Origin of the sequence: Streptomyces sp. NBC_00647 (genome assembly GCF_045207245.1) — a bacterium.
Lineage (GTDB): Bacteria > Actinomycetota > Actinomycetes > Streptomycetales > Streptomycetaceae > Streptomyces.
Window position 1 is genome coordinate 7,881,881 of record NZ_CP109040.1, and the last position, 19,502, is coordinate 7,901,382.

Annotated in this window: 15 protein-coding genes and 1 pseudogene; 13 read left to right on the forward strand and 3 right to left on the reverse strand. The window is 71.6% G+C overall.

Annotation, left to right across the window (positions count from 1 at the left end):
- Positions 1-225 precede the first annotated feature (225 nt).
- The 10 genes from OG788_RS34645 (at position 226) to OG788_RS34690 (ending at position 13,981) form a co-directional block, all read left to right on the forward strand.
- Positions 226-1,230 carry a sugar ABC transporter substrate-binding protein gene (locus OG788_RS34645; RefSeq protein ID WP_351547167.1) on the forward strand — a complete coding sequence of 335 codons (1,005 nt, stop codon included), beginning with the start codon at positions 226-228 and terminating at the stop codon, positions 1,228-1,230.
- Positions 1,227-2,282, forward strand: a complete 1,056-nt coding sequence (locus tag OG788_RS34650; protein WP_356755958.1) for an ABC transporter permease — start codon at positions 1,227-1,229, stop codon at positions 2,280-2,282. Before OG788_RS34645 ends, OG788_RS34650 begins: the two co-directional genes overlap by 4 nt.
- 14 nt (positions 2,283-2,296) lie before the next feature.
- Positions 2,297-3,103, forward strand: coding sequence for an ATP-binding cassette domain-containing protein (locus OG788_RS34655; RefSeq protein WP_351547357.1), 807 nt, complete (start codon positions 2,297-2,299; stop codon positions 3,101-3,103).
- Positions 3,104-3,232: 129 nt separating this feature from the next.
- Positions 3,233-4,417, forward strand: a complete 1,185-nt coding sequence (locus OG788_RS34660) for an ROK family glucokinase (protein ID WP_406375024.1) — start codon at positions 3,233-3,235, stop codon at positions 4,415-4,417.
- Positions 4,414-4,995 (forward strand): sugar kinase, encoded by a 582-nt coding sequence (locus tag OG788_RS34665; RefSeq protein ID WP_351547176.1) that lies wholly within the window; start codon positions 4,414-4,416, stop codon positions 4,993-4,995. The genes OG788_RS34660 and OG788_RS34665 overlap by 4 nt, the downstream gene beginning before the upstream one ends.
- Before the next feature lie 237 nt (positions 4,996-5,232).
- Positions 5,233-8,211 (forward strand): DEAD/DEAH box helicase, encoded by a 2,979-nt coding sequence (locus tag OG788_RS34670; protein WP_406375025.1) that lies wholly within the window; start codon positions 5,233-5,235, stop codon positions 8,209-8,211.
- Complete coding sequence (locus tag OG788_RS34675) at positions 8,208-10,919, forward strand: SWIM zinc finger family protein (RefSeq protein ID WP_406375026.1); 2,712 nt, start codon at positions 8,208-8,210, stop codon at positions 10,917-10,919. The genes OG788_RS34670 and OG788_RS34675 overlap by 4 nt, the downstream gene beginning before the upstream one ends.
- Before the next feature lie 195 nt (positions 10,920-11,114).
- Positions 11,115-12,407, forward strand: a complete 1,293-nt coding sequence (gene pcaC / locus OG788_RS34680) for a 4-carboxymuconolactone decarboxylase (RefSeq protein WP_406375027.1) — start codon at positions 11,115-11,117, stop codon at positions 12,405-12,407.
- 58 nt (positions 12,408-12,465) lie between these two features.
- Positions 12,466-13,101 (forward strand): MBL fold metallo-hydrolase, encoded by a 636-nt coding sequence (locus tag OG788_RS34685; RefSeq protein WP_351547189.1) that lies wholly within the window; start codon positions 12,466-12,468, stop codon positions 13,099-13,101.
- A 100-nt stretch (positions 13,102-13,201) separates the two neighbouring features.
- On the forward strand, positions 13,202-13,981 hold the full coding sequence (locus tag OG788_RS34690; RefSeq protein ID WP_406375028.1) for an exodeoxyribonuclease III: 780 nt from the start codon (positions 13,202-13,204) through the stop codon (positions 13,979-13,981).
- Between the two features lie 110 nt (positions 13,982-14,091).
- On the opposite strand, the gene OG788_RS34695 is transcribed toward OG788_RS34690, so the two are convergent.
- On the reverse strand, positions 14,092-14,565 hold the full coding sequence (locus OG788_RS34695; RefSeq protein WP_356755972.1) for an SAM-dependent methyltransferase: 474 nt from the start codon (positions 14,563-14,565) through the stop codon (positions 14,092-14,094).
- Between the two features lie 343 nt (positions 14,566-14,908).
- Between OG788_RS34695 and OG788_RS34700 the strand changes: the two genes are divergently transcribed.
- The 3 genes and pseudogenes from OG788_RS34700 to OG788_RS34710 all read left to right on the forward strand — a co-directional run.
- A complete protein-coding gene (locus OG788_RS34700; protein WP_406375029.1) occupies positions 14,909-15,349 on the forward strand; it encodes a DUF6278 family protein in 441 nt (146 codons plus the stop codon).
- Positions 15,350-15,508: 159 nt separating this feature from the next.
- Positions 15,509-16,252, forward strand: coding sequence for an amino acid ABC transporter ATP-binding protein (locus tag OG788_RS34705; protein WP_406375030.1), 744 nt, complete (start codon positions 15,509-15,511; stop codon positions 16,250-16,252).
- 351 nt (positions 16,253-16,603) lie between these two features.
- Positions 16,604-16,852, forward strand: a pseudogene (locus tag OG788_RS34710) (amino acid ABC transporter permease); the annotation flags it as partial.
- A gap of 49 nt (positions 16,853-16,901) precedes the next feature.
- Here the strand turns inward: OG788_RS34710 and OG788_RS34715 are convergent.
- Both OG788_RS34715 and OG788_RS34720 read right to left on the reverse strand, forming a co-directional pair.
- Positions 16,902-18,476, reverse strand: coding sequence for a CocE/NonD family hydrolase (locus OG788_RS34715; RefSeq protein ID WP_406375031.1), 1,575 nt, complete (start codon positions 18,474-18,476; stop codon positions 16,902-16,904).
- A gap of 170 nt (positions 18,477-18,646) precedes the next feature.
- Positions 18,647-19,453 (reverse strand): hypothetical protein, encoded by an 807-nt coding sequence (locus OG788_RS34720; protein WP_406375032.1) that lies wholly within the window; start codon positions 19,451-19,453, stop codon positions 18,647-18,649.
- Positions 19,454-19,502 lie beyond the last annotated feature (49 nt).

Below are 19,502 nucleotides of genomic sequence, written 5' to 3' on the forward strand. Positions count from 1 at the left end.
TGCGCAGGCCTCCGAGCGCCCCCGTCGACACCACCTGAGCGGCCCCGCCACGCCCCTGAGGCGCACCGCGCGCGGGACCCGCTGGTCGGGTGGATGATCCCCGTGATCGATACTTGGTCGTTTGGGCCGGTTCGACACCGGCCCCGAAGGGCCCGTGGATGGGGCCCCCGGGCCGGTCCGCTTGGCCCGGCACACCAAGGAGCACGGCAAGAAGGGCAAGGCCTCGTGGCACGGACTCGGACCTGGGTGACCATCGCGCTGGCAGGAGCGCTGACGGTGTCCCTCGCGGGATGCAGCAGCACCGGCGGGAAGCGGGCCGAGGACGCCCGCAAGGCGGCGGAGGCCCATGGCAGGGCCGCGGTGGACACCCCCAGGTGGACCTTCGCGATGATCACCCACTCGGGCGACGGCGACACCTTCTGGGACATCGTGCAGAAGGGCGCCCAGCAGGCCGCCGACAAGGACAACATCAACTTCCTGTACTCGCACGACGACGAGGCGCAGCAGCAGGCACAGCTCGTGGACGCCGCGGTCGACAAGAAGGTCGACGGCATCATCGTCTCGCTGGCCAAGCCCGACGCGATGAAGGCCGCGGTCGCGCGTGCCCGCGAGGCGGGCATCCCGGTGATCACGGTGAACTCCGGCTCCGAGGAGTCGAAGGCCTTCGGCGCGCTCACCCACATCGGCCAGGACGAGACCATCGCCGGTGAGGCGGTCGGCGAGGAGCTGAACAAGCGGGGCCGCAAGAAGGCCCTGTGCGTCCTGCACGAGCAGGGCAACGTCGGCCACGAGCAGCGCTGCGCCGGCGTCAAGAAGGCGTTCGACGGCACCGTGCAGAACCTCTACGTCCAGGGCACCAGCATGCCCGACGTGCAGTCGTCCATCGGCGCCAAGCTCCAGGCCGACGGGTCCATCGACTCGGTCGTCACGCTCGGCGCGCCGTTCGCGGACACCGCGGTCAAGGCCAAGGCGGACGCGGGCAGCAAGGCCGAGATCGACACCTTCGACCTGAACGCCAAGGTGGCCGCCGGGCTCAAGGACGGCACCCTCGGCTTCGCCGTCGACCAGCAGCCCTACCTCCAGGGCTACGAGGCCGTGGACCTGCTCTGGCTCTACAAGTACAACGCGGACGTCCTCGGCGGGGGCCGGCCCGTCCTCACCGGACCGCAGATCATCACCAAGGACCAGGCCTCCGAGCTGGAGCAGTACGCGGACCGGGGGACCCGATGACCGCCACGGCACCCGCGCCGACGCCCGGCCCCGAGACCGACGAGCGGCTCCTGAAGACCTCGCCCCTGCGCAAGCTGATGAGCCGCCCCGAGCTCGGCTCCGTGGTCGGCGCGGTCGCGGTCTTCCTCTTCTTCTCGATCTTCGCCGACAGCTTCGTACGGACCGCGAGCCTCAGCACCGTCCTGTACGCGGCGTCGGTCATCGGCATCATGGCCGTCCCGGTCGCGCTGCTGATGATCGGCGGCGAGTTCGACCTCTCCGCGGGCGTCATGGTGACCAGCTCCGCGCTGATCTCGTCGATGTTCAGCTACCAGATGACGGCGAACGTGTGGGTCGGCGTGGTCGTCTCGCTCTTCGTCACACTCGCGATCGGCGTCTTCAACGGCGTGATGCTGACCCGCACCGACCCGCCGAGCTTCATCATCACGCTCGGCACCTTCCTGATGCTGACCGGCATGAACCTCGGATTCACCAAGCTCATCAGTGGCACGGTCTCCACCAAGTCGATCTCCGACATGGAGGGCTTCTCCTCCGCGAAGGACGTCTTCGCCTCGACGATCACCATCGGCGGCGTCGACTTCAAGATCACCATCCTGTGGTGGCTCGTCCTGGTCGCCGTGGCCACCTGGATCCTGCTGCGCACCCGCGTCGGCAACTGGATCTACGCCGTCGGCGGCGGCGAGGAGGCGGCCCGCGCGGTCGGTGTCCCGGTCGACAGGACCAAGATCGGTCTCTACATGGGCGTCGCCTTCGGCGCCTGGATCTCCGGCCAGCACCTGCTGTTCTCGTTCGACGTCGTGCAGTCCGGCGAGGGCGTCGGCAACGAGCTGATCTACATCATCGCGGCCGTCATCGGCGGCTGTCTGATCACCGGCGGCTACGGCTCCGCGGTCGGCGCGGCCGTCGGCGCGCTGATCTTCGGCATGGTCAGCAAGGGCATCGTGTTCGCCGAGTGGAATCCGGACTGGTTCAAGTTCTTCCTGGGAGTGATGCTGCTCCTCGCGACCCTGCTCAACCACTGGGTCCGCAAGCGCGCGGAGGCGACGAAGTGACGACGGACACGAACATGGCCGGGGAACCCGCCGCCACGAACGGCACGCCGCTCGTCGAGCTGGACGATGTCAGCAAGTACTACGGCAACATCCGCGCCCTCGAAGGCGTGTCGCTGGAGGTCCGCGCCGGGGAGATCACCTGCGTGCTCGGCGACAACGGCGCGGGCAAGTCCACCCTGATCAAGATCATCGCGGGCCGGCACCAGCACGACGCGGGCACGCTGCGCATCGAGGGCGAGGAGACCCGGCTGTCCTCCCCGCGGGAGGCCCTGGACCGGGGCATCGCCACCGTCTACCAGGACCTCGCCGTCGTCCCGCTGATGCCGGTCTGGCGCAACTTCTTCCTCGGCTCCGAGCCGCGGAAGGGTTTCGGCCCGTTCAAGCACCTGGACGTCGACCTCATGCGGCGGACGACCCACGCGGAACTCCTGCGCATGGGCATCGACCTCCGTGACGTCGACCAGCCGATCGGCACCCTCTCCGGAGGTGAGCGGCAGTGCGTGGCGATCGCCCGTGCCGTCCATTTCGGCGCCAAGGTCCTGGTCCTCGACGAGCCCACCGCCGCCCTCGGCGTGAAGCAGTCCGGTGTGGTCCTCAAATATGTGGCCGCCGCACGGGACGCCGGACTGGGTGTCGTGTTCATCACCCACAATCCGCATCATGCGTACCTGGTGGGCGACCGTTTCGTCCTGCTGAAGCGCGGAACCATGTCGGGCAGCTACACCCGGGACGGGATCACGCTGGACGAGCTGACACGCCAGATGGCGGGCGGAAGTGAGCTCGACGACCTGCGGCACGAACTGGAGAACCGCGCCGTGTGAGGAGGCCCGTGCCGTGACCCGTACGGCTCCCGCGACCGGCCGGGACCGGCCACGCGCGGCCCACGGGTCACGCGCGTCCCCGCGCTTCCACGGTGCGGCCCCGGCGCGGGGTAGGGCAGAATCGGCGCGATGAGCACCTACCGCGACCTCGCGCTCCCCCGAGCTCTCGGCTCCGCTCGAGCGGGGGGCACCCCCATCGGCTCCGCGCGGGCCACCGTCCTGCGGACCGTGGGGACACGCGAGCGCCGTTCCCATCTGACGGCACCCCGCGTCCCCACCGTCGGCATCGACATCGGCGGCACGAAGGTGATGGCGGGCGTCGTGGACGCCGACGGCAACATCCTGGAGAAGGTCCGCGCGGAGACGCCGGACAAGTCCAAGAGCCCCAAGGTCGTCGAGGACACCATCGTCGAACTGGTGCTGGACCTCTCCGACCGGCACGACGTGCACGCCGTCGGCATCGGTGCGGCCGGCTGGGTCGACGCGGAGCGCAACCGGATCCTGTTCGCCCCCCACCTGTCCTGGCGCAACGAGCCGCTGCGCGACCGCCTCGCGGGCCGGCTCGCCGTGCCCGTCCTGGTCGACAACGACGCCAACGCCGCCGCCTGGGCCGAGTGGCGCTTCGGCGCCGGGCGCGGCGAGGACCACCTCGTGATGATCACGCTCGGTACCGGCATCGGCGGCGCGATCCTGGAGGACGGCCAGGTCAAGCGCGGCAAGTTCGGTGTCGCCGGCGAGTTCGGCCATATGCAGGTCGTGCCCGGCGGCCACCGCTGCCCGTGCGGCAACCGCGGCTGCTGGGAGCAGTACAGCTCCGGCAACGCGCTGGTCCGCGAGGCCCGCGAGCTCGCCGCCGCCGACTCCCCGGTGGCGTACGGGATCATCGAGCACGTCAAGGGCAACATCGGGGAGATCACCGGCCCGATGATCACCGAGCTGGCCCGCGAGGGCGACGCCATGTGCGTCGAACTCCTCCAGGACATCGGTCAGTGGCTCGGCGTCGGCATCGCCAACCTGGCAGCCGCCCTCGACCCCTCCTGCTTCGTCATCGGCGGCGGTGTCAGCGCGGCCGACGACCTGCTGATCGGCCCCGCGCGCGAGGCCTTCCGCCGGCACCTCACGGGCCGCGGCTACCGCCCCGAGGCACGGATCGCGCGGGCCCAGCTCGGCCCCGAGGCGGGCATGGTCGGCGCCGCCGACCTCGCGCGGCTGGTCGCCCGCCGCTTCCGGCGCGCCAAGCGCCGCCGCGTCGAGCGCTACGAGCGGTACGAGCGCTACGCCGAGTCCCGTCGCACCACCCGGGAGTCGCTGTGACGGCCTCGCTGCCACGCCAGGCGTCGCCCCCGGACGAGCCGCAGCGGCCGCCGGAGGACCCGCGCCACAAGGTCCGCCGCCGCGCCCTGACGCTGCTGATCATCGTGCTGCTCATCGGCGTACCGGCCGGCTACCTGGTGATCTCCGCCAACCAGAGCCGCAACAGCGGCAAGGACAAGGAGGAGAAGTACTCGGCGACCGGCCTCACCTCGGGCTGGCCCTCGCGCGTCCAGCGCCGCCTCTACCAGGTGCCCATCCCGGGCAGGTCCACCGACGTCGCGTACTACGAGACGAACAACTGGAAGACCAGCCGGCTGTACGTCCAGTTCGGCACGAACGAGGCGGGCCTCGACAAGTTCCTCGCGGACGTCGGCACCAGCCGTGACGCCCTGGAGAAGGGCGACGTCACCATCAGCGCCCGCGACCAGAAGGTCGTCGGCTGGGAGTTCACGGGACCCGGTCCCTGGTGGGGACTCGTCCACAAGCAGAAGGACCCCGCGCCCACCCAGGACATCGTCGTGAACCGCTCCGAGCCCGGACACCCCATGGTGTACGTCGTCTCGCGCACGATCCCGTAACCGCGCCGCCCCTGCCCTGCCCTGCCCCGCCATGCCCTGCCCCGCCATGCCCTGCCCCGCCTTGCCCTGCCCCGCCTTGCCCTGCCCGCTCCGGTCGCGGCCCGCGGCACACGTGGCCCCGGCCCGCCCCGGACGGCCCCGCGCCCGCGCGGCGCGGCCGTGGGAGCCGATTGTCAGACCCCGCCCGTAGAGTCGAAGACAACTGATTCGACCGAGGGGCGGGAGGTGACCGGGCGTATGCGGGACGGGTTGGACGTGGTGGCCGAGCGGGTGCGTTCCGCGGGGGCGCCCCCGGCACGCTCCGCGTCCGCGGCGCATCCCCCGGCGCGGGAGCTCACCGCGCGGCCGCTTCCCGGCGAGCAGCCCTCCGTGCGGCTCGCCGCCGTTTTCCTGCCCGCGCCGCTGCCCCGCGAGGGACGGATCGCCTTCTGGGACCCGGACGGCGACCCGCTGCACACCGAGGACCACGGGGAGACCGGGGAGTACCCCGAAGGCGCTTCGCCGGCCGCACATCGCGCGGGAGCGTCCGCGCGCGAACACACCGAACTGACGGTCGTACGGCCGCACGGCTCGGGAGTCCGCAGGGGCACCGTGCCCGCGCTGACGCTCTCCGTCGGCGAAGCCCTGCCGCTGCTCGCGGGGGCCCGCCGGAATCCCGCGGCGCATCCCGCCACCGCCTGCTGGGGCGCCGCCGCGCTGCACGCGCTGCGCCTCGTCGCGCGCGGGCGACTGCTGCCCGGGCTCACTCCCGACGGCTTCGACTCCTGGCGCGCCGGCCCGCTGGACCAGGACGACATCGCCCACCTGAGGTCGGTCGCCGCGGCCCTCCCGTACGAAGGACACGCCGTACCGCTGCCCGGCAAGGGACCGGTCCGGCTGCCCGAGCCGGAAGCCCTGATGCGCTCCTTCCTGGACGCGGTCGCCGACACCCTCCCGCGCACCCCGGCCGCGCCGTACACCTCCGGCAGGCCCTTCGCCGCGCGCGAACCACAACGGCTGGCCGGCGCACACGACTGGGCCGCCGAGGTCGCCGCCGGCATGGACGCGGGCGTACGGATCTCGCTGCGCCTGGACCTGTCCGCCCACCAGCTCTTCGACGACGGCGAGGGAGCTCGCCGCGCGGGCGCAGCCGTCGTGCAGGTGCACAGCCTCGCCGACCCCACCCTCGTCGTCGACGCGGCCGCCCTCTGGGCCGGGGACGCCGACGAGGTCTTCGGACCCCGCGCGCGCGTCGACGCCGCACTCGCCGTCCGCCGTGCCGCCCGGGTCTGGGCACCCCTGGACCGCCTGTCCGAACAGGACGTGCCCGATGTGCTCGCCCTCTCCGAGGAGGAGCTGTCGGATCTGCTCGGAGTCGCGGCGACCCGCCTCGGCGCGGCCGGCGTCGCCGTGCACTGGCCCCGGGACCTGGCCCACGACCTGAGCGCCGCCGCGGTGGTTCGTCCCGCGCCGGGGTCGGCGACCGACGGGACCGGATTCTTCGAGAGCGAGGAACTCCTCCAGTTCCGCTGGCAGTTGGCTCTCGGCGGAGATCTGCTCAGCGAGGCCGAGATGGACGCCCTGGCCGAGTCCCACCGGCCGGTCGTCCGGCTGCGCGACCAGTGGGTCCTGGTCGATCCGGCGCTCGTCCGCAAGGCCCGCAAGCGCGAACTGGGCCTGCTCGACCCCGTCGACGCCCTCTCCGTCGCGCTCACCGGAACCGCCGAGGTCGACGGAGAGACCGTCGAGGCGGTGCCGGTCGGCGCGCTGGCCGCGCTGCGCGACCGCCTCACGGCGGGCGTGACCCCGGTCGAGCCACCCCCCGGCCTGGATGCCCGCCTGCGGGACTACCAACTCCGTGGCCTCGCCTGGCTGGACCTCATGACCTCCCTCGGGCTCGGCGGCTGCCTCGCCGACGACATGGGACTCGGCAAGACCGTCACGCTCATCGCGCTCCACCTGCGGCGGTCCCGCAGCGAACCGACCCTGGTGATCTGCCCCGCCTCGCTCCTCGGCAACTGGCAGCGGGAGATCACCCGTTTCGCGCCCGGTGTCCCGGTGCGCCGCTTCCACGGCCCCGACCGCACCCTCGAAGATCTCGACGGCGGCTTCGTCCTCACGACGTACGGCACGATGCGGTCGGCCGCCCCCCACCTCGCCGACCAGCCCTGGGGCATGGTCGTCGCCGACGAGGCACAGCACGTCAAGAACCCCTACTCGGCGACGGCGAAGGCCCTGCGGACGATCCCGGCCCCCGCGCGCGTCGCACTCACCGGCACTCCCGTGGAGAACAACCTCTCCGAACTGTGGGCCCTGCTGGACTGGACGACCCCGGGGCTGCTCGGCCCCCTCAAGTCCTTCCGCGCCCGGCACGCGCGCGCCGTGGAGAACGGCGAGGACGACGAGGCCGTGGCCCGACTGGCCCGGCTGATCCGCCCGTTCCTGCTCCGCCGCAAGAAGTCCGACCCCGGAATCGTCCCCGAGCTCCCGCCCAAGACGGAGACGGACCACCCCGTCCCGCTGACCCGCGAACAGGCCTCGCTCTACGAAGCGGTCGTCCGCGAGTCCCTGCTGGCGATCGAGACCACCGACGGCATCGCCCGCAGGGGACTGGTCCTCAAGCTCCTCACCTCCCTCAAACAGATCTGCAACCATCCGGCGCTCTTCCTGAAGGAGGACGCGCAGGCCGCCGCGCACGGCCCTTCCGCCCGCTCCGGCAAACTGGCCCTGCTCGACGAGCTGTTGGACACCCTGCTCGCCGAGGACGGCTCCGCACTGGTCTTCACGCAGTACGTGGGCATGGCCCGCCTCATCACCGCACACCTGACCGCCCGAGCCGTCCCCGTCGAGCTCCTGCACGGCGGCACACCGGTCGCCGAGCGCGAACACATGGTGGACCGCTTCCAGAGCGGGGCGACCCCGGTCCTCGTGCTGTCCCTCAAGGCCGCCGGCACCGGCCTGAACCTCACCCGCGCGGGCCATGTCGTGCATTTCGACCGCTGGTGGAACCCCGCGGTCGAGGAGCAGGCCACCGACCGCGCGTACCGCATCGGCCAGACCCAGCCCGTCCAGGTCCACCGCCTCATCACCGAGGGCACGGTGGAGGACCGCATCGCCGAGATGCTCGAAGCCAAGCGAGCCCTCGCCGACGCGATCCTCGGCTCCGGCGAGGCGTCCCTGACGGAACTGACCGACCGCGAGCTGTCGGACCTCGTATCGCTTCGGAGGCCGACATGAGCGGCACCGAGGGGGAGGAGCGTCGCGCTTCGGAGGCCGGGAGCGGCGAGCGGGCCGACGGCGCGGGCCGGCCACGTCCCGCGACCGGGGACCGGCCGGCCGACGAGGCTCGTCGGGCGCTGCGTGCCGCCCGGGAGAAGGAGCGCGAGGGGAGGGACGGACGGGACGCGCGGGAGACTCCGGCGGCTGACGGGCACGCGGGTGCGCGCGCCGCGCGGGAAGCGGTGACGGGTACGGCGTCCAGCTCCTCCGCCCGGCCCTCGACACCGGCCTCCTCCGAGGTGCCCACGGTGCCCGAGGAAGCGTCCTCTCCGGGAGTCAGGCCGAGTGACGCGGCCCGCGAGGCCCTGCGACGCGCGACCGCGGCGGCGAAGGCCGCCGGTGCCGGTGCGGCTGACGGGACCGGCGTCCGGGGCGGCGGGAGTGCGGGTCCGGGTGCGTACCCGGAGGTGGGTCCGGACACCGACACCGACTCCGATGCAGATTCCGACCCCGACCCTGCCCCCGACCCCGACCCTGCCCCCGACCCCGACCCTGCCCCCGAGACCGATGCCGGTGCTCGCGCGCGTGGTGTGCGTGACGTGGGCGATGTGCCGCTGCCCGCATCCGACGGTGCTGCCGAGGCCGGTTCAGGTCGGCGCCCTGCCCGCCTCGCCGGCTCCGCCGAGATCTCGATGGAGCCTGCGGAAGTGACGGACCCCCCATCGGCCGACCGCTCCGGCGCGGGGACCGTGGGAGGCGCACGCCCTGGTGACATCGCCCGCGAGGCGTTGCGCGCCGCGCGGGACGAGGCGAGGCGTGTTCGGACAGAGGGGACGGAGAGCGACAGGGGAGGAGCAACAGAAGCCACGAGCAAGGGAGCCGACCCACGGCGCCGGTCCGCCAGGACGTCATCGACCGGCTCCCGGGGGCGACGGAGTCCCGTCGGCCCCGCGAACACGGACCGGGAATCCCGGGCGCAGGAACTGCGCGATCTGCTCGCGGGTGCCTTCCAGTTGCCCCCCGACGTGGCCGCAGTCACCGGACACCCGGCGCATCCAGCCGACACCGGGACGGCAAACCCCGCCGACGCCACCGGCGAGGCCACGCGTCACCGGGGCCACGGGGAACCCGCGCACCCCGCGGCCGACAGCGACACAAGGGCGGCCACCGACTCCTTCACCTCGCGATCTCTCGACCCCGAGCCCTTCGCCACCGACCCCGTCACCCCCGGGTCCCTCCGTCCCGGATCCATTGACCCCGGGCTCCTCCACCGTGAGGCCTCGCACCCGGAGCCCCTCACCGCTCGGCCCACGCCGTCCGAGACCGCCCGCGAGGCAACACCCGAGCCGCGCCGGGCCCACCCCGCTCCCGACACCCGGGCCGCCCACACCCAGGCCGCCCACACCCCGGTCCACGCCACCGGCGGACCGGTCGCCGTCCCCGCCGAACGGCTTCCCCGTTCCATGGCATCCCCCGGCCGTGACGGTGAGTTGCGCCGTACGTTCCCGCGCTTTCCCGCGCGCGTTCCGGAGGCCGACGCGTTCGCGGAGACGTGGTGGGGCAACGCATGGGTCAGGGCGTTGGAGGAAGGGGCGCTGGACGCGGCGCGGTTGGCGCGCGGGCGGACGTATGCCGGGCAGGGGCACGTCGACGCCATCACCGTCACCCCGGGTCTGGTGCTCGCGTATGTGCACGGCAGCCGCCCGCGGCCGTACCGCGTCCAGGTGCGTGTGCGGACGCTCGCCGAAGACGACTGGGACCGTTTTCTCGACGCGGCCGCCGAGCGCCCCGGACACATCGCCGCCCTGCTCGACAAGGAGATGCCCAGGTCGCTCGCGGACTGCGGCGTCGACCTGCTCCCCGGCCCCGGCGAACTCGAACCGCACTGCAGTTGCCCGGACTTCGGCCACCCCTGCAAGCACGCGGCCGCGCTCTGCTATCAGTTGGCGCGGCTGCTGGACCAGGACCCGTTCGTCCTGCTGCTGTTGCGCGGCCGCGGTGAACGCGAGCTGCTGGACGCGCTGTCCCGGCGCAACGCCGCCCGTGCGGCCCGCGCCGCCCAGGAGCGGGAGCCGGCACCGCCGCCCGGCGTGCGCGCCCGCGACGCCGTCGCACGGCGGGTGCTGCCACCTCTCCCCGCCCCGCTGCCACCGCCCGCGCACCCCGAGCAGCCGCCGACCTACCCGGGCGCGCCGGGCGGACCGGACCCGTTCGCGCTGGACCAGTTGGCCACGGACGCGGCCGCCCGCGCGCACGCGCTGCTCACCTCGGGCCGCGATCCCGTCGCGGAGCTGACGCTCTGGCAGGACGCGGTGCGTATCGCGGCGGCCCGCCCCGGTTCGGGTCTCACCGCCGCCACCCGTGCCCTCTACTCCTCGCTGGCCTCCGCGACCGGCCGTACGCCGGCGGACCTGGCGCGGGCCGTCGCGGCCTGGCGGCAGGGCGGGTTCGAGGCGCTCAGCGTCCTCGAGGAACCCTGGGACCCTCCGGCCGGCCGGTTCGACCGGGCCCGGCCGCTCCTGTTGGCCGCCGACCTCCCGGCCTTCCGTCCCTGGCGCAACCACCTCACCCACCCACGCGGCGACGCCCAGCTCCGCCTCGGCCGGAACGGCCTGTGGTACGCCTACGAGTCCGAGCCGGGCCACGACGACTGGTGGCCCCGCGGCACCCCCGACCTCGACCCGGTCGGCGCGCTGACGGGCCTGGGCGCACCGGGCGAGTTCTGACGCGGACCGGATTCCCGGGTCGCTCCAACTCGGTCCAACTCGGTCCAACTCGGTCCGAGCCGGTCAGAGTCGGTCCGGCGGACCCGCCACACGTGCTCCGACCAGGGCTTGGGCACATGTGGCGGACGCGTGTGGGCGCCGTGGACGAATGGGCCCCATTTCCTCCCGGACAGGGGCGGAAGTTAGCGTGGGGCGGTGAGTGAGACGAAGACCCCTGCCCTGCAGTACCGCATCGACGGCCCGGAAGACGCCCCCGTCCTCATACTCGGACCCTCGCTCGGCACCACCTGGCACATGTGGGACAGGCAGGTCCCGGAGCTCGCCAAGAACTGGCGGGTCTTCCGCTTCGACCTGCCGGGACACGGCGGGGCCCCCGCGTATCCGGCCGGATCGGTGTCCGAACTCGCCGGGCGGCTGCTTGCCACGCTCGACCAGCTCGGTGTCGGGCGTTTCGGGTACGCGGGCTGCGCGTTCAGCGGGGCCCTCGGGATCGAGCTGGCGCTGCGCTGTCCGGACCGGATCGCCTCCCTCGCGCTGATCGCCGCCTCGCCCCGCTTCGGCACGGCCGACGAGTTCCGGCAGCGCGGGGTGATCGTGCGCTCGAACGGGCTCGACCCGATCGCCCGTACCTCGCCCGAACGCTGGTTCACGAGCGGCTTCGCGGCGGCCCAGCCCGCGATCACCGAGTGGGCCGTGCAGATGGTGCGCACCACCGACCCCGGCTGCTACATCGCGGCCTGCGAGGCGCTCGCCGCCTTCGACGTGCGGGCCGAACTGGGCATGGTCGGCGTGCCCACGCTCGTCCTGGTCGGCTCCGACGACCAGGTCACCGGGCCCGCTGAGGCGCGGACCCTGGTCGCCGGGATACCGGACGCCCGCCTCGCGGTCGTGCCCGGCGCGTCGCACCTGGTGCCCGTGGAGCAACCGGCGGCCGTCACGGATCTGCTCGTACGGCACTTCTCCACGGCCTGGCAGCCCGCGTTCGACGCGTCCACCGGTCAGATGGCGGTCCAGGTCGCGCCGGCGCAGTCCCTCGCGGTCGTTCCGCCGCAGCCCGGGCCCTTCGCCGAGATCGCCCCGGCCGTCGTGCCCGAGGTCATGGGGCGGCCCGATCCCTACGACGCCGGGATCAAGGTGCGGCGCGAGGTGCTGGGAGACGCGCACGTCGACCGGGCGCTGGCCTCGGCGGACGAGTTCTCCGGGGACTTCCAGGAGTTCATCACGCGGTACGCGTGGGGCGAGATCTGGGACCGGCCCGGGCTCGACCGGCGCTCGCGCAGCTGTGTCACGCTGACCGCCCTGGTCGCGGGCGGCCACCTCGACGAGCTCGCCTTCCACACCCGCGCCGCCCTGCGCAACGGTCTGACCCCGGTGGAGATCAAGGAAGTGCTGCTCCAGACGGCCGTCTACTGCGGTGTGCCGGCCGCGAACAGTGCCTTCAAGGTGGCGCAGCAGGTCATCCGGGAGGAGACGACTCCCGAGGAGTGAGCGGGCGGTGGTCCGCGGGAGTCCTGCCTCCGCACCTGTGCGGGGGCAGGATGGTCCCATGAAGCTCACGAAGAAGTCGCACGCCTGCGTCCGTCTCGAGAAGGACGGGCGGACGCTCGTCATCGATCCCGGCGGTTTCAGCGAGACGGACGCCGCCCTGGGCGCGGACGTCCTCCTGGTCACGCACGAGCACCCGGACCACTTCGACGAGGAGCACCTGAGGGCGGCCATGGAGGCGAACCCGGCGGCCGAGATCTGGACGCTGCGGTCGGTGGCGGAGAAGATCTCCCCCGCCTTCCCCGGCCGGGTGCACACCGTCGGCCACGGCGACACGTTCACCGCCGCCGGTTTCGACGTCCAGGTGCACGGCGAGCTGCACGCCGTGATCCACCCGGACATCCCCCGCATCACCAACGTCGGCTATCTCGTCGACGGCGGCCGCGTCTTCCACCCCGGCGACGCCCTCACCGTCCCCGACCGGCCGGTCGAGACGCTGATGCTCCCGGTGATGGCCCCGTGGAACAAGATCTCCGAGGTCATCGAGTACGTCCGCGAGGTCAAGCCGCAACGCGCGTACGACATCCACGACGCCCTGCTCACGGACCTGGCCCGGCCGATCTACGACCGCCAGATCGGCGCGCTGGGCGGCTCCGAGCACCTGCGGCTCACGCCGGGGGCGTCGGCGGAGGTCTGAGCCGGCGGGGTGCGAACCCGCGGTTCTCCCGCGCCGTCCTCGCGGCGCCCGGGTGTCTCCGGCGGACCCGTTGTCGTACCCGCCCGGTAGGTTGTGAGGCATGCGCATCGCCACCTGGAACGTGAACTCGATCACCGCCCGTCTCCCGAGGCTGCTGGCCTGGCTGGAGAGCAGCGGCACGGACGTGCTGTGCCTCCAGGAGGCCAAGGTCGCCGCCGAGCAGTTCCCGGTCGAACAGCTGCGCGAGCTGGGCTACGAGTCCGCCGTGCACGCCACGGGCCGGTGGAACGGCGTGGCGGTGATCTCGCGGGTCGGTCTGGAGGACGTGGTCAAGGGCCTGCCCGGCGACCCCGGGTACGAAGGTGCGGAGGAGCCCCGGGCCGTCTCCGCGACCTGCGGCCCGGTCCGCGTCTGGTCGGTGTACGTGCCGAACGGCCGCGAGGTGGAGCACGCCCACTACGCGTACAAGCTCCAGTGGTTCGAGGCCCTGCGTGCCGCGGTCGCGGGCGACGCGGCGGGCAGCCGGCCCTTCGCGGTGATGGGCGACTACAACGTGGCTCCGACGGACGACGACGTCTACGACGTGTCGGCGTTCGAGGGCCTGACCCATGTCACGCCGGCCGAGCGCGCCGCGCTGGCCGCCCTGCGCGAGACGGGCCTGACGGACGTGGTGCCGCGTCCCCTCAAGTACGCGCACCCGTACACCTACTGGGACTACCGCCAGCTCTGCTTCCCGAAGAACCGCGGTATGCGCATCGACCTCGTCTACGGCAACGAAGCGTTCTCGACGGCGGTCAAGGACGCCTACGTCGACCGTGAGGAGCGCAAGGGCAAGGGCGCCTCGGACCACGCGCCGGTCGTCGTGGACCTGGACGTCTAGACCCCGACCCGTCCGCGGCGTGGCCGCGTCCGCGGCAGGGCTCGGCCGGGCGATGTCCGGACGCCGTAGATCCCCGCGACGGGAAGCCATCGCTCACCGGACCGGATTTTTCAGTAGTACCGGCGCATCAGTTCGTCCGCCCACTCCGGCTGGACCACCGCCTCGCGCGGCCCGAACTCCCGCAGATACGGCTTGATGTCGAGCACCGGAGTGCCGTCGACGGCGTCCAGCCCGACCACGTGCAGATCGAGACCGTCCGTCTTGACCAGCCGGCAGCGGGACACCCCGATGCGGTTGGGGCGGTTCTTGCCGCGTTGGGCGAAGATGCCGACCAGCGGCCACTCCGGGTTGTTGCGCGGATGGCGGGCGCCCTCCTGCACCTTGGCCGGCGGAACGCGGTGGAAGTGGAAGACGACTTCGAGGTGGGAGAAGGAGTCGAGGGAGAGCAGTGCGTCGGCCGTGAACCGCCCGGAGTCCAGCCGGATGACGGAGGCCACCTCGCCCCAGTCGTCGTCGACGAGTTCGCGCCGCTCGTTGTGCACCTGGGCGATCGCCACCAGGTCCGTGATCGCTTCCCCGGTCATGTCCGTCCCTCCGCCGTCGTCCGCCGGATCGGCCCCCGGCGCTCTCGTCGACCGACCGCACGGCGTTCCGTACGGGCAACTCCCTTTCCGTGGCGCGCTGCACGGCAGGCGACGCGCGAAAGTCAACACGCTTGAAATCATGCCGCGTTGAACCCTAAGGACGATGAACACCCCCGGCAAGGGTGCGCCTCGCCCGGCCGGGGAAGACGTGCGGGAGGTCCGGATCGCGGTCCGATGGGCGGCACGATTCGCCTGATTCCGTGATCAACTGCCGCAAGATACATTCTTGTCAAATGCCGGGAAAGCGGAGCTTCGGCGATCGCACCCCACGGAGAGGCCGGTCATGAACATCCCCTTCTTGGACAAGTGGCGCAAGCGGCACCCGGCACGGCGCGACCAGGCCCTCGGCGCCGCCTTCGAGGACGATCCGGCGGGCGTCGCCGAGTTGCTCTCGGAATGCGAACTGCTCCGCTCCCACGCCGCGGCGGTCGGCCTCGAACTGGACGACACCCCGGCCTCGTTGGCGGCGCTCGACCAGCTCCTGCCGCTGTGGCGCGACGACCCCGAAGCGCTGCCCTGGCTCGGCAACGACGCCGGCCTCTATCTCGGCACCGTCGTGGTGCGCACGGTGCCGGGCGCCGCCTGGCACGTCTGGCCCGGAGGCAGCCCGGTCGTCCGTCTGGCCTCGGGCCGCGAGATCCCGGTCGTCGAGGCCGGACTCGACTGGGCCGTACAGGGCGTCCCCGAGCTGTCCCAGATCTACGCCGAGGCCGCGGAGGCCTAGAGGCCCGGGGGGCATCCGGGGGACCGTCGGAGTGTCGTGATGTGCTCGTCATGCAGCCTCAAATACGGTTAATTGCCCTGCGTGCGTGTCGCCCGTTAAGTACCGATTCGCGTCGATAGTTTGCGCTGACCGACACAGCCGAGAGTGGGCAGGACCGGGATGGCCGTCGATCCGTTGATCGAGCTGCACGACGTGAACAAGTACTTCGGGGAGCTGCATGTTCTGCAGGACATCAACCTCACCGTCGGCAAGGGGGAGGTGGTCGTGATCATCGGCCCGTCCGGGTCCGGTAAATCGACACTGTGCCGGGCGATCAACCGGCTCGAGCCCATCGAGTCGGGGACGATCAAGCTCGACGGGCAGCTGCTCCCGGACGAGGGCAAGTCCCTCGCGCGGCTCCGCGCCGAAGTGGGGATGGTCTTCCAGTCCTTCAACCTCTTCGCGCACAAGACGGTCCTGCAGAACGTCTCGCTAGGCCAGACGAAGGTCCGCGGACGCAAGAAGGAGGACGCCGACAAGCGCTCGCGGGAACTCCTGGACCGGGTGGGCCTCGCCTCCCAGGCCCCGAAGTACCCGGCTCAGCTCTCCGGCGGACAGCAGCAGCGTGTGGCCATCGCCCGCGCGCTCGCCATGGACCCCAAGGTGATGCTGTTCGACGAACCGACCTCGGCGCTCGACCCCGAGATGATCAACGAAGTCCTGGAGGTGATGCAGCAACTCGCGCGCGACGGAATGACCATGGTCGTCGTCACGCACGAGATGGGCTTCGCGCGCTCCGCCGCCAACCGCGTCGTCTTCATGTCGGACGGCCGCATCATCGAGGACCGCGCCCCGGAGGAGTTCTTCGTCAACCCGCGCAGCGACCGCGCCAAGGATTTCCTCTCCAAGATCCTCAAGCACTGAGCGGGAGCGCTCCGCATGATCCGTACCACACGTGTGTCCGCACGCCCGCGCGCGCTGACCGCACGGCTCGCCGCGGGCGCCGCGCCGGACCGTCCGTCCGCCCAGGGACCCGTCCCCGAACGGGTTCCCGACTGCCCCGTCACGCAAGGGATTCAGCACCTGAAGACGCTCACCCCGAAGCGGGCGTGCCATCGCGCACGCCCCATCGCCCGCGCCAAGGAGGCCCAGCCGTACGGTCGTCGCGTCCCGCGCGGTGGCGAAGTGCCGACCCTCACCGTTCGGAACCTGCCGTCGGAGCCCGTACTGGCGGCGATCCTCCTGGCGATGACGGCGTGGCAACGGTCCGCGCCCTCCACCTACGAGGAGTTCCTTCCCATCGGGAAGCTGATCGCGGCGAACCTCGACTACGATTTGCCGTTCATCCCCGTGGTGACGGTGATCTCGCCGATCTGCATCGGGATGTGCGTGTTGTTCTCCTGGGCCGCCCCACGGGCGTCCCGGTGGGAGCGGCGCAGTCCCGAGACCGAGGCCGTGGTGGCTCCGGCCGAACCAGGGACGCTGCTGCCGGGTGGGGTTCCCCCCACAGCCCCGACACCGTAGGGGGGAGCAGCAGCTCACAGGGCCAGGCCCGGCCGGCGGCAGCCGGAGATCACTGTTCGCGCAGGGGTACCGACACGTAGGACGGGTCGTGCTCCGGCGAGGAGAAGGTCAGCTGCGCGCCGGACGGGTTGTGCTCGATGTAGAGCGGGTCGACCGTGTCGACCACCAGGGCGAGACGATGCCCTGCCGGGACGTCGTAGGCCGTGGAAAACAACTCCAGGTCCAGACCGAACGGCTTTCCGGGCGTCTGCCCGTGGAAGGTGTACGGCGCGTTGCTGACCAGCTTGCCGAGGCCGAGCGGGCCCACGTCGTAGAGGTAGGCGACGAGGGTGCCGCTCTCCTTGGTACCGGTGACCGTCGTGTGCAACCGGGTGGTGCCGCGTATGTGCTGGGTGCTCGCGTACTTCTCCGACTGCCACACCGCCGCCCAGTAGCGCGGCAGCAGCGGGATCGAGGCGATCGGCGGGATCCGCGTGAGCTGGTCGAGGATGCTGGACAGGAAGATGACCCCGCCGTCCGCGCCCGAGTCGACGTTCGTGTGGATCCTGGTGGTGCCCCCGAGGGCGATCTTCCTCGTGGTCGCGCCGATCGACTTCCAGTCCGGATAGCCTTCGTAGCCGCCTGTGGAACGGGACTTGAGCTGGACCGGCTGTTCGCGGTCGATCCCGTTGTCCTCGGCCGCCAGATAGTGGTCGAACCAGCGGCCGGTGTCGGTCCACACGTCGTTGGGGAGCCCGAACAGGCCGGTCAGTTCGGCGGTGGCGTGGTCGCCGGGGCGGAACTCCAGCCGCTTGGGTCCGGTCAGCTCGTCGTAGAACCTGGCGTACTGGTTGGGCGAGAAGATCGTGTCGCCCCAGGTGTTGGCCATGAAGACGGCGGCGCCGTTCTTGTTGATCTGGTCGACGTAGGTCCCGGGGGAACGTTTCTTCCCCCAGTCGATCAGATCCTGCTCCTTCGACAGGTTCGAGGCGAAGAAGTCCTTGAACACCTGCTGGGTCTCGGCCGCGGGACGGCCGGTGATGTGTCCGACGCCGTCCAGCAGGGCGGCCGCCTGTACGTGCTCGGTGCGGCCGGAGTAGATCGACTCGGTCAGGTCCGCCCAGCCGCTCAGCGCCGCGACGGCCTTGATGCGCTTGTCGTGCGCGGCGGCGAGCAGGCTGATTCCGGCGCCGTAGGACACGCCCGCCACGCCGACCTTGCGCGGATCGGCGGGGGTGTTCGCGAGAGCCCAGTCGATCACCTTGGACACGTCGGCCGTGTCGCGCGGGCTCGCGACCTCGATCTCGCCGCCCGACTGCCAGAAGCCGCGGACGTTGTAACTGACCACCACATAGCCGGAGTTCGCGAGATTCTGGGCTTGCACCAGATACTCGGCCTGGGGCAGGCCCCAGCTCGTGGGCAGCACGATGAGCGGGTAGGCGCGGGTGCCGTCGGCTCCCGCGGGGGTGACGACATTGCCCTTGAGGGTCGTGCCGCCGTCTCCGGAGATGTCGACGAAGCGGATGCCGCTCGTGCCGCCCGCGGCCTGGGCGGCGGGAGCCAGGCCCAGACCCGCGGCGGCGATGAGTGTCGCGGAGACGGCACCGACGGCAGATGTGCGCAGGGCGTTGCGACCGTGTCCCAACGGGTCACTCCTCACTCGGTCAGTGCAAAGTGACCCGACGGTAACCTCGGTGGCCCACCCGAAGTAACCCGTCGGTAAGTTACGTGCGGGTAACGATTGTTGAAGTGTTCATTTCATTGTGCGGGGTCTCGCCGACCCGCGTCCACGCGGACGGCCGGAAAGCGTCGGTGTCATGTACGCCGACGCGACCGGGGCGTGGCCGGTGCCGCTGGGGACGTCTCGCCCTCTTCGGGGTCCGGCGCCGTGGGCGGTGGTGTCGGGAGCGGGGTCTGGGCGGCGCGGGTGACGTCGGCGACGACCTCGACGACATCGGGGCCGTACGCCTGGGAGTTCACGACCTTCAAGAGCAGTACGAAACTGCTGCTGCCGTGCTTGCGTGCGAGGCGTGTGTGGTTGCGGGCCAGATAGCGGGTCGCCGCCTGGTTCGTGATCGCGCGCTGGCCGCAGAAGAGGAAGACCGGTCTGACGTCACGGGTCTGCCCCGCGGTCAGCCGGGCGAGGATCACGTACTCGGCCTTGCCCCCTTCGAGGCGGAAGCGCTCGCTGCCGATCTGGAAGGCACCCCGATCGGGCCCCGGCTCGGAATCGACGTTGACGCGTATGCCGGGCAGCAGGGAGTGCAGATGCGCGGCCATACGCCGGTTCGACGCAGGACCGCCCACACAGAACTCCGTGCGCTCGCCGAAGCCCTGCTGCGTCGCGTCGTGCGCGATGACCTGCGCGTGTGCTCCGCAGTCCTTGATCAGTGCGGACAGTTCGAGAAGCGCGAAGACGTCATGGCGCATCACCGTGAGCTCGGGGCCGCCCGCCTCGCGGTTCACCACCAGCAGCGACTCGGAGTTGTCGGGCAGTCCGAAGAACGCCTGCTTGCGGCGGAGCTTGCGCTTCCACAGATAGGTACGGGTGAGCCAGCCGAGCGCGGCACTGAGGCCGGCGGCCAGGACGCCCAGGACGATGTTGCGCACGTCGTCATTCATGGGCGCGCATGCTAGCGGGCTCACGAAACGGCGTTCGAGGGGGCCTGAC